Raw genomic sequence first — 9288 nt, 5'->3', positions numbered from 1 at the left:
AGCGGGCGCGGGCGCGGCGGGCGCGGGCGCGGCGGGCGCGGGCGCGAGGCGCGCGAGCGTCCGCTCGGCCGCGGCGACGATCGCGGCCGCCTGGTCGGGGTCGTCGACGCGGGTCCAGCTCGCGGGTACGTCGTAGGCGCCGATCACGCGTGCGGTCAGCTCCGGATCGCCCAGCTCCTCCGCCGCCGCGACTGCCGCGACGCGCTGGCGGCGCGCCTCCAGCAGCCCGCCGCCGCCCGTCACCGCGAGGTCGCGCAGCAGCCCGACGGTCGACTCCAGCCGCGCCCGCGACCCCGCCGCGACCGCCCGGTCGTACGCCGCCGCCGTCTCCGCCCAGATCCGCTCGACGGGGCCGCCGCCGATCGCCACGCTGCCGGCCGCCCCGCCCGCCTCGCCGCTGCCAGCCGCGCCACCGCCCGTCCCCGCGTGGGAGGCGTCGCCGCCGGCCCGGCCAGCCGCGTCGCCGCCCATCTTCCCGCGGGAGGCGTCGCCGGCGGCCCGGCCATCCGCGTCGTCGCCCGTCTTCCCGCGGGAGGCGTCGCCGGCGGCCGGGCGCGGGGCGTCGAGGTGGTCGGCCTGGACGAGCACGTCGCGCTCCAGCTCGCGCAGCGCCGGACCCGGCTCGATCGCGAGCTGGTCGACCAGCCGTTCGCGCGCCTGACGCAGCACGGCGAGCGCGTCGGCCTGGCGGCCGCTGCGGTAGAGCGCGAGCGCGAGCAGGCGCCAGGCCTCCTCGCGCCAGGGATGCTCGGCGGCGTGGGCGTCGAGGTCGGGGACCGCCTCCGCCGCTCGCCCGCGCGCCAGCAGCGCCGCCGCCCGCCGCTCGACCGCGTGCAGGCGCAGCTCCGCCAGCCGCCCGCGCTCGGTCGCCGCCCACGGCTCGTCCAGCCCGGCGTACGCCGGCCCGCGCCACAACGCGAGTGCCGTGTCGAGCCGCCTCCACGCGTCAGCCGCGCCGCGATCTGCGCCAGCCGCGCCAGTGTTTGTGCCAGCCACGCCGCGATCTGCATCAGCCGCGCCAGGATTTGCGTCAGCCGCGCCGCGATCTGCGCCAGCCGCGCCAGCATTCGCTCCTGCCGCGCCGGCAAGCGCGGTGTCGGCGGCGTGGACGGCCGCCTCGAAGCGGCGGGCGTCGACCGCGTCCGCGGGGACGCGGAGGGCGTAGCCGGGGCCTTCGGTCACCAGCAGGCGCGGCGGGGTGCGGGGTGGGCGGGCCGGTTCGAGCGCGCGGCGGAGGTCGCCGACGAAGGTCCGCACGGCACCGACCGCACCGGCCGGCGGGGTGGTCCAGAGGTCGTCGACGAGGCGGTCGAGCGGGACGACGCGGCCGTCGGCGGCGAGCAGCCGCGCCAGCACGGCGCGATGACGCGGGCCCTTCAGCGCCAGCTCGGCGCCGTCGCCGTCCCAGGCGGCGACCGGACCGAGCACTCCGAACGAGACCTCCATCGGGTCAGAAGGTAGTGGCTGCTGACCGGATGCTGATCGCCCTCCGCGAGGCTGCCGGGCACCCACCCAGAGCGAAAGGCCTCCTGATGATCCCCGGCTTCTCCTACGAGCGTGTCACGACCGCCGACGGCGTCGCGCTGAACGCCGCCGTCGGCGGCAGCGGCACGCCGCTCGTGCTGCTGCACGGCTTCCCGCAGACCCACCTGATGTGGCGCCACGTCGCCGCCGACCTCGCGGCCGACCACACGGTCATCTGCCCCGACCTGCGCGGCTACGGCGCCAGTGACAAGCCGGCCGAGCGCGCCGACGGGAGCGCGTACTCCAAGCGCACGATGGCCGCCGACGCGGTCGCGCTCGCCACGGCGCTCGGGCACGAGCGGTTCGCGCTCGCCGGCCACGATCGCGGCGCGCTGGTCGCCTTCCGCGCCGGGCTCGACCATCCCGGCACGATCACCCATCTCGCCTGCCTCGACGTGCTGCCGACGCTCGACATGTGGGACGTGCTCAGCGGCATGAGCGCCGCACCGGCCTTCCACCTCTACCTGATGGCGCTGCCGCCCGGCCTGCCGGAGACGCTGATCGCCAACAGCGCCGACGCCTTCTTCGGCTGGTTCCTCGACGCCTGGGGCGCCGACGCGCAGGCGATCCCGGCCGACGTCCGCGCCGCCTACCTCGACGCCTGCCGCCAAGCCGTCCCCTCGATCGTCGCCGACTACCGCGCCTCCGCCGGGATCGACGTCGAGCACGACACCGCCGACCGCGCCGCCGGCACCCGCCTGCAGATGCCGACGACGGTCGTGCAGCAGGACTGGGGCGCGCTGCTCGGCTATGACGCGCAGGCGCTGTGGAGCGCCTGGAGCGACGACCTCCACCACGTCACCGCCGACCTCGGCCACTTCATGGCCGAGTCCGCCCCGCAGCGGATCGTCGCCGAGCTGCGCGCGCTGCTGGCCCGCTGACGCCGGTTCAGGGTCGATCTCGGGGTGGCGCGCCGCCGAAGGAGCGACCACAATCCGGTTGCATGAGCGGACGACTGCTGCTTCTCATCATCCTGCTGGCGGTGCTGGCCGCCTTCCTGATCGGGATCGCGATCGCGGCGCTGGGCCCGCGCGGCGTCGGCGACTCGAACTCGGCCGCGCCGCCGCCGGCCGCCTACGCGGCGGCGACGACGGCGCGGAGCTGAGCCCGGCTTCTCCCCCTAGCCGTTCACCTGCAGCCCGTCGACGAAGACGGCGCTGCCGTTGGCCTGCGGCGAGCTGGTCCCGGTCGGCACGAGTCTGATCACGTGTCTGCCGGAGGCCGGCCAGCTGTAGTGCCAGATCGGCGTCTGCCACTGGTCCGGTCCGCGGTAGCCGAACGTGTCGATCCGCTGCACGCGGACGCCGTCGACGTACACCTCGGCTTTGCCGCACGCGGCGCAGCGGCGGCCGATCAGCTCGACGTCCTGCGCCGTGACCGTGAACTCGACCGCCTGCGTGCCGCTGCCGGCGACGCTGTCGTAAACGACGGCAGGCGCCGCTCCCGCGGCCGTGTAGGCGATGTTCGGATCCCACGCCGTCATGTCGGAGTACCAGGCGCCGTTGCGATTGATCTCGAACCGCAGCACGTCACCGGCGACGACGTCGACCGCTCTCGCGTCGAACGCCGAGCCGGTGCCGTCGGTCGCCGCGATCGTGCGCGGGCCGAGGATCGTCGCGCCGTTCTTCGTCACCCGCACGACGACGCCGTCCCCGGAGGGGTTGACGTCGTCCTTGAACGGTCTGCTGGTGACGTCGACGGTGCCCGTCATCGGCGCGACCCAGGCGCGCGCGGCGTCGGTCGAGATGCCCGGGTGCATCAGCGATCTCAACAGGTAGCCGCCCATCGTCGGGTCGTCGTCGTGCCAGGCGTCGCCGCTCGGCAGCAGCGCGGCGGTGAACGCCTCGCTGTCGAGCCAGGTGCCGTTGCGTCTGTCCTGGTAGTGCCAGCCGTCAGAGCCCTGCACGTCGGAGAAGCCCTGGCAGGCGAGCGCGCAGGCCGTTCTCGACTGGTAGGTGATCTCCGGATCCCAGCGCGCCATGTCCCAGCCGAACGAGCCGTTGTCGGTGATCTGGAAGCGGATCACGTCACCCGCGGCGACCGTCACGCTGCTGAGGTCCATCGCGCTGCCGGTCGTGTCGTTGCCGGCGATCGTGCGCGGCCCGGCGAGCGTCGTCGAGCCGTTCTTCGTGATCGTCACGACGACGCCCTGCCCGCCGGGATCGGCCTTCGCCGGTCTGCTGGCGATGTCGATCGTGCCGGCGCGCGGCGCGACCCACGCGCGCGCCGCCTCGACGCCGTTGCCGGGGTGGATGAACTGGCGGTAGATGTAGCCGCCGAACGACGGCAGGTCGTCATGCCACGCGGCGCCGTCGGGCAGCGGCGTGTGGAGGCCGAAGCCGCCGATGTCCTGCCAGCTGCCGCCGCGCACGTCCTGGTAATGCCAGTTGCCCTGCCCCTGCACGCCGCTGAAGCCGCGGCAGGCGGTGTGGCAGCTCGCGTCGGCCCGGTAGAGCACGTCCGGGTCCCAGTGGGTCGTGTCGTTGTACCAGGCGCCGTTGCGGTTGATCTCGAAGCGGATCGCGTCGCCCTGCGCGACCGTGATGCCGGCCGCGTCGAGCGCGAAGCCGACCGTGTCGGCGCCCGCGAGCGTTCTCGGGCCGACGACGGTCGTGCCGTTCTTGGTGATCTTCACGACGACGCCGTCGCCGTTGGGGTCGACCTTGAAGACGCGGCTGGTGACGTCGACGACGCCGGGCCGCGGCGCGATCCAGGTGCGCGCGGTGTCGTTGCTCTCGCCCGGGTGGATCGCGCTCGCGTAGACGACGCCGCCGGGGATTCTCGGGTCGTGCCACGCCGGCCCGTCGGGCAGTGCGTTGGGGTAGTTGGAGATGTCGGTCCAGACGCCGGCGCGCAGGTCCTGGTATCTCCAGTTGTGCGTCCCCTGCGTGCCGCGGAAGCCCTGGCAGGCCGAGTGGCAGGTGGCCGGGTCCTCCAGCAGCGCGGCGGAGCTGACGGTCGCGCCCTCGTCGAGCGCCTCCGAGAAGCCCTTCTGCGGCCGCTTCCAGCCGGCGCCGCTGAAGCTCGCGTCGGCGTCGTCGGTCGTGACCGGTCTCGTCGTGCGGACCTGGAAGCCGTCGACGTTGATCGCGTTCGAGCTGGCATGGACGTTCGCTCTGCCGCTGCGCTCGACGACGATCGTGTGTCTGCCGCGCGAGGGCCACGTGCGCGAGAAGACGGGGATCCGCCAGTTGTTGGCGTCGGGCGCCCACAGGTCGACGGTCGTCTCGGTGCGCCCGTCGATCTGCACGAGCGCTCTGCCCCAGTTCGGGCCGAGTCTCGCGAACAGCGTGATGCCGCTGCCGGTGAACGTGTACTTCACGCGCGACTCGTCCGTGTCGGTCGAGGAGAGCGTGCCGCCGTAGGCCTGTGCTCTGCCGGTCGCGTGGGTCCAGGTGCCCTGGTAGGTGAGCGCTCTGGCGTCGTCGTCGACCGCGGTGCGGTCCGTGCCGGACAGCGGCGTGCTGGCGCCGGCTCTGGAGACGTTGCCGTCGGCGTCGATCGCGCGCACCGAGTAGGTCGCGTGCGTGCTCGCGGCCGGGTCGTGGTCGAAGTGGTAGCGGCCCTTCGCGACGGTCGCGATCTTGACGCCGTCGCGCAGCACCTCGTAGCGGCTGACGAAGCCGTCGTCGGTGGCGGCGTCCCAGGTGACGTCGACGCCGTCGTAGTTGACGTTCGTCGCGTAGCGCGCGGTCACGTTGCCGGGCGCCGCCGGGGCGGTCGTGTCACGGCCGCCGCCGGGGTTCTTCGGCATCCCGAGGAAGACCAGCTCGCCGGCCGGCGGTCTGCTGAGCGTCACGCCTCTGCTCATCAGGTCGGCGCCCGTGCGGCTGCTGCTGCCGGAGGCGAACTCGAACGTCACCGTGTACGTCGTCGCGGGGTCGAGCCCCTTCGGGTAGACGGTCACGCTGCCGCTCGGCGTCGCGCCCGGGAAGTCGGTCGGCTCCGGGCATATCGTGACCGGGTAGCAGGTGCGGCTGTGCGGGTCGGGCTCGCCCTTGTAGATCAGGACCGACTTCGCTCTGTCGCCGCTGACGCGCTGGAACCAGGCGCGCGCGTCCAGCGAGGAGGCCGGGTGGAACTGGTGGATCCAGCGTCCGACGACGCCGTTGGCCTGCAGGAAGTGGTAGCGCTCCAGCAGTCTGCGCATGCACTCGATCGCGGTCGGGTCGTCGGGGTCGTTGACGAACTCGGGGTTGATCCCGAGCAGCATGTTCCAGGCCGGGATGCAGTACTCGGTCGGCCAGTTGCCGCCCATGCCGCTGAGCTTGTCGACGTTGAAGAGGCGCGAGCCGCCGTCGTGCGCCTGGTCGACGCCGTTCCAGTCGGTGAAGCTGAGGCTGGAGGCGCGCCGCACCATCTCCCAGCCGATCTCGTAGCCGCCCGAGTCGACGTTCTGGACCGACGAGTCGGGGTAGGCGGCGAGGAACTGCTCCTGCAGCCGCTGGAACGCCTGGCTCTGCCCCAGCTGCGTGGCGCCGTCGACGTTCGCGACCGGGCAGGAGTCGTTGCGCCAGGCGTAGTCGCCCCACAGGTCGGCGTTTCTGGAGATCTCGCCGAGCACCCACGAGGCGGCGCCGGCGATCGAGAGGTCGGCGAGCCGGTCGGCGTAGCCGCACGGCGAGCCGTTGACGAACCACTCCGGATGCTGCTGGTAGATCGGCGCCGGCGGGTCGGCGTTGTAGGCCGAGTAGTAGATCGTGTGTCTCACGTCGGACTTGCCGAGGTAGGGGATCGTCTGCCCCCAGTCGGGCCCGGTCCAGTCGCCGTTGCCGGTGTACCAGCCGATGTCGCGGTGGTAGCCGTCGCCGCCGATCTCGCGGATGTGGTCGGCGTAGCCGAAGACCTTCTGGATCAGGCCGGCGGGGTCGTAGGGACCGCCGACGCCGCCGAAGGGATGGGCGCCGTTGCCGATCTCGCCGACGAGGCGGACGTCGGCGTAGAACTCTCTCCGCGTCAGATCCCACATGTATCTGTACTGCCAGTCGAGCAGGCGGTTGGTCATGTCGTCGAGGTCGCCCGACCACATCGCCGTGAACGCTCTCGGCATCGTCACCGTCGCGCCGGCCGCGACCGACGCGTCGTAGCTCGGCAGCGTCATCGAGACCGCCGTCTGCGCGCCGTCGAGCAGGCCGGCCGTGGTGCGCCAGCGGCCATGGTGGTCGAAGCCGAACATCACGCCGTCGTTCGTTCTGCGGTTCTGCAGCGAGAACCACGGGATGTACGTCGCGCTCGTCTCGTTGAAGCCGCGCGTGGCGCAGGCGCCGGTCGCGTCGGCGTCCGTCGCGCAGCCGTTGAAGAGGTCGTAGCTGTCGAACTCGCGCGCGTATCTGGCGCTCAGCGCCTTCGTCTTGACGGTGTAGGACTTCGCGCCCGGGTCGATCCGCGCGCCGGTCATCCAGCGCAGGTCGACGTCGGCGACGTCGTTGCCGAGCAGACGCTGCTCGAGGAAGCTCGGCGCGGTCAGTCTGTGCGCTCTGGAATCGCTGTTGACGTACTCCGCCCACTCGCGGATGACCGCGGTCGACGGGTAGACGAGGTAGTGCTTGACGACGTTGACGCCCGTGCGCGCCAGCGTCACGTCGACCTGGACCGCGTTCTCGCCGCCGGCCGTCACGACCGCCGCGGAGCCGCTGCCGCAGCTCCAGCCGCCGGAGGAGCCGCGCAGCGTCGTTCCGTCCCAGGCGAAGCGGAACTCGTCGGAGGCGGTCGCGCCCTGGACCGTCTCCAGCGCCGGCGAGGCGACCTTGTTCTTCAGGCTCGTCATCGTGAAGGAGCCCGACGCCAGCTGCACGACCTTCTCGACTCCGGCCGTGCCGATCGTCCAGGTGCAGTCGTTGGCGCCGGGCGTGGCGTAGGCGTCGCCGCTCGTTCTCGGCGAGGCGGCCTGGGCCGCGGGCGCGAGCGCGCCCGGCAGTGCAGCCGCAAGCGCGCAGGGGAGGACCAGCCAGGCACGTCGCATGCTCATCGTGGCTCCTTCTGGTGTTATCGGGGAGGCGGCAGCGCGACACAGCGCGCTGCCATGCCCGCGTCGACCGCGAGCACGTGCCCGTTGACGAAGCGGGCGTCTGCGGACAGCAGGTAGGCGACCGCGGCCGCCACGTCGTCGGGCGTCAGCACGACGCCCATCGGGGAGAGCTCGCGCCACTGGCGCTGCAGCGCCTCGCGGTCCTCGGCCGCCGCCAGCACGCGGCCGGTCGCGGCCGTCAGCACCGCGCCGGGCGCGACCGCGTTGCAGCGGATGCCGCGCGCGCCGAACTCGACGCAGACGCTGCGCGTCAGCGCGTCGATCCCGCCCTTGGCCGCGTCGTAGGCGATCCAGCCGGGAAAGCCGGCGCGCGCGTGGATCGAGGAGACGTTGACGATCGCGCCCGCGGTCCCGCTCTCCAGGAACGCCTTCACGGCTACCTGGCAGCCGAGCAGCGGCGCCCGCAGGTTGACCGCGAGCGTGCGGTCGAGCCGCTCCAGCGTCTCCTGCTCGAACGGGCCCTCGGTCGGGACACCGGCGTTGTTGACCCAGGCGTCGAGACGGCCGAAGCGCTCGCGCGCGACCGCGGCCGCGCGCTCCAGCGTCCACGGCTCCGCGACGTCGCCGGCGACGCCGACGAGGCCCGCGCCGGCCTGCTCGCGCTCCAGCGCCGCGAGCCCGTCGGCGTCGAGGTCGACGGCGACGACCGCCCAGCCGGCGGCCAGCAGCCGCAGCGCGATCGCGCGGCCGATTCCGGCGACGGCGCCGGTGATGACGACGGCCGGCGCGCTCATCGGCGGCCGAACGCCTTGCGCCGCAGCAGGTCGATCGCGACGAGCACGACCATCAGCGCGCCGATCGCGACCGTCTGCCAGTTCGTCGCCAGCCCCGCCGAGACGATCCCGTTGGAGATCACCTGCAGCGTGACGACGCCGACGAGCGTGCCGGCGACCGTCGCCGCGCCGCCGAACAGGCTCGTGCCGCCGATCACGACGGCGGCGACCGTCGTCAGCTCCCAGCCGGTGCCGACGGCCGGGTCGCCGGTTCCGAGCGAGGCGATCTGGAACAGCCCCGCGACGGCAGCCAGCACGCCGACGAGCATGAACGCCTGCACCTTCGTGCGGTCGGTGTCGACGCCGATCACGCGCGCCGCGTCGGCGTTGCCGCCGGTCGCCAGCAGGCGCCGGCCGAAGCGCGTCCGCCGCAGCGTCAGCTCGCCCGCGACCACCAGCAGGAGCAGCGCGAAGACCGCGAGGCTGATGCTCGCGATCCGCTGCTGGCCGAGGTCGGTCAGCGCGCTCGGCAGCGGGTAGATCGAGACGCCGTGCGAGATCGTGTCGGTCAGCCCGCGGCCGATGTAGAGCGTGCCGATCGTGACGATGAACGAGGGCACGCCGAGGCGCGTCGTGACGAGCCCGTTGAAGCTGCCGAAGGCCGCGCCGATCAGCAGCGCGGCGACGATCGCCAGCGGCAGCGGCAGCCCCTCTCTGACGACGAGCGCGGCGGCGACGTAGCTCGACAGCGCCGCCACGGCGCCGACCGAGAGGTCGAACTCGCCGGCGCCGATCAGCAGCGTCTGCCCGACCGCGACGATCCCGACGAACGCGAGCGTGTTGAGGATCAGCGTCAAGTTGCCGTAGCGCAGGAAGGTGCTGTTGAGCAGCGCGAAGACGATCATCGCGACGACCAGCGGCAGCAGCACCGCGAGCGCCGAGCGCGCGGCCTCCAGCCGCGGCGGCGGCCCGGCCGGCGCCGCCGGCGGCGGCGGGGAGGCGGCGGCCGCGGCTGGCGCGGCG

General features: G+C 73.3%; 6 protein-coding genes. 2 read left to right on the top strand and 4 right to left on the bottom strand.

The window, feature by feature from the left end; translation table 11 throughout:
- Window positions 1-1446 (bottom strand): BTAD domain-containing putative transcriptional regulator (locus tag Q7L73_RS28245; RefSeq protein WP_304715778.1); only part of this gene is annotated, 1446 nt, incomplete at its 3' end.
- Window positions 1447-1475: 29 nt separating this feature from the next.
- On the opposite strand from Q7L73_RS28245, the gene Q7L73_RS28240 reads away from it, so the two are divergent.
- Both Q7L73_RS28240 and Q7L73_RS28235 read left to right on the top strand, forming a co-directional pair.
- Complete coding sequence (locus tag Q7L73_RS28240; RefSeq protein ID WP_304696148.1) at window positions 1476-2405, top strand: alpha/beta fold hydrolase; 930 nt, start codon at window positions 1476-1478, stop codon at window positions 2403-2405.
- A gap of 62 nt (window positions 2406-2467) precedes the next feature.
- Window positions 2468-2629, top strand: a complete 162-nt coding sequence (locus Q7L73_RS28235; protein WP_304696146.1) for a hypothetical protein — start codon at window positions 2468-2470, stop codon at window positions 2627-2629.
- Window positions 2630-2644: 15 nt separating this feature from the next.
- Here Q7L73_RS28235 and Q7L73_RS28230 read toward each other — a convergent pair whose 3' ends face one another.
- The 3 genes from Q7L73_RS28230 to Q7L73_RS28220 form a co-directional block, all read right to left on the bottom strand.
- Window positions 2645-7492, bottom strand: coding sequence for a hypothetical protein (locus Q7L73_RS28230; protein ID WP_304696144.1), 4848 nt, complete (start codon window positions 7490-7492; stop codon window positions 2645-2647).
- Between the two features lie 17 nt (window positions 7493-7509).
- Window positions 7510-8286 carry an SDR family NAD(P)-dependent oxidoreductase gene (locus Q7L73_RS28225; protein ID WP_304696142.1) on the bottom strand — a complete coding sequence of 259 codons (777 nt, stop codon included), beginning with the start codon at window positions 8284-8286 and terminating at the stop codon, window positions 7510-7512.
- Window positions 8283-9288: ABC transporter permease (locus Q7L73_RS28220; protein ID WP_304715777.1), on the bottom strand; the 1006-nt coding region annotated here is incomplete at its 5' end. The genes Q7L73_RS28225 and Q7L73_RS28220, both read right to left, overlap by 4 nt.

This window comes from Conexibacter sp. CPCC 205762 (assembly GCF_030646155.1).
GTDB lineage: Bacteria > Actinomycetota > Thermoleophilia > Solirubrobacterales > Solirubrobacteraceae > Conexibacter.
Note: the sequence above shows the minus strand (reverse complement) of the source record. Positions and strands in the feature narration are given on the sequence as shown.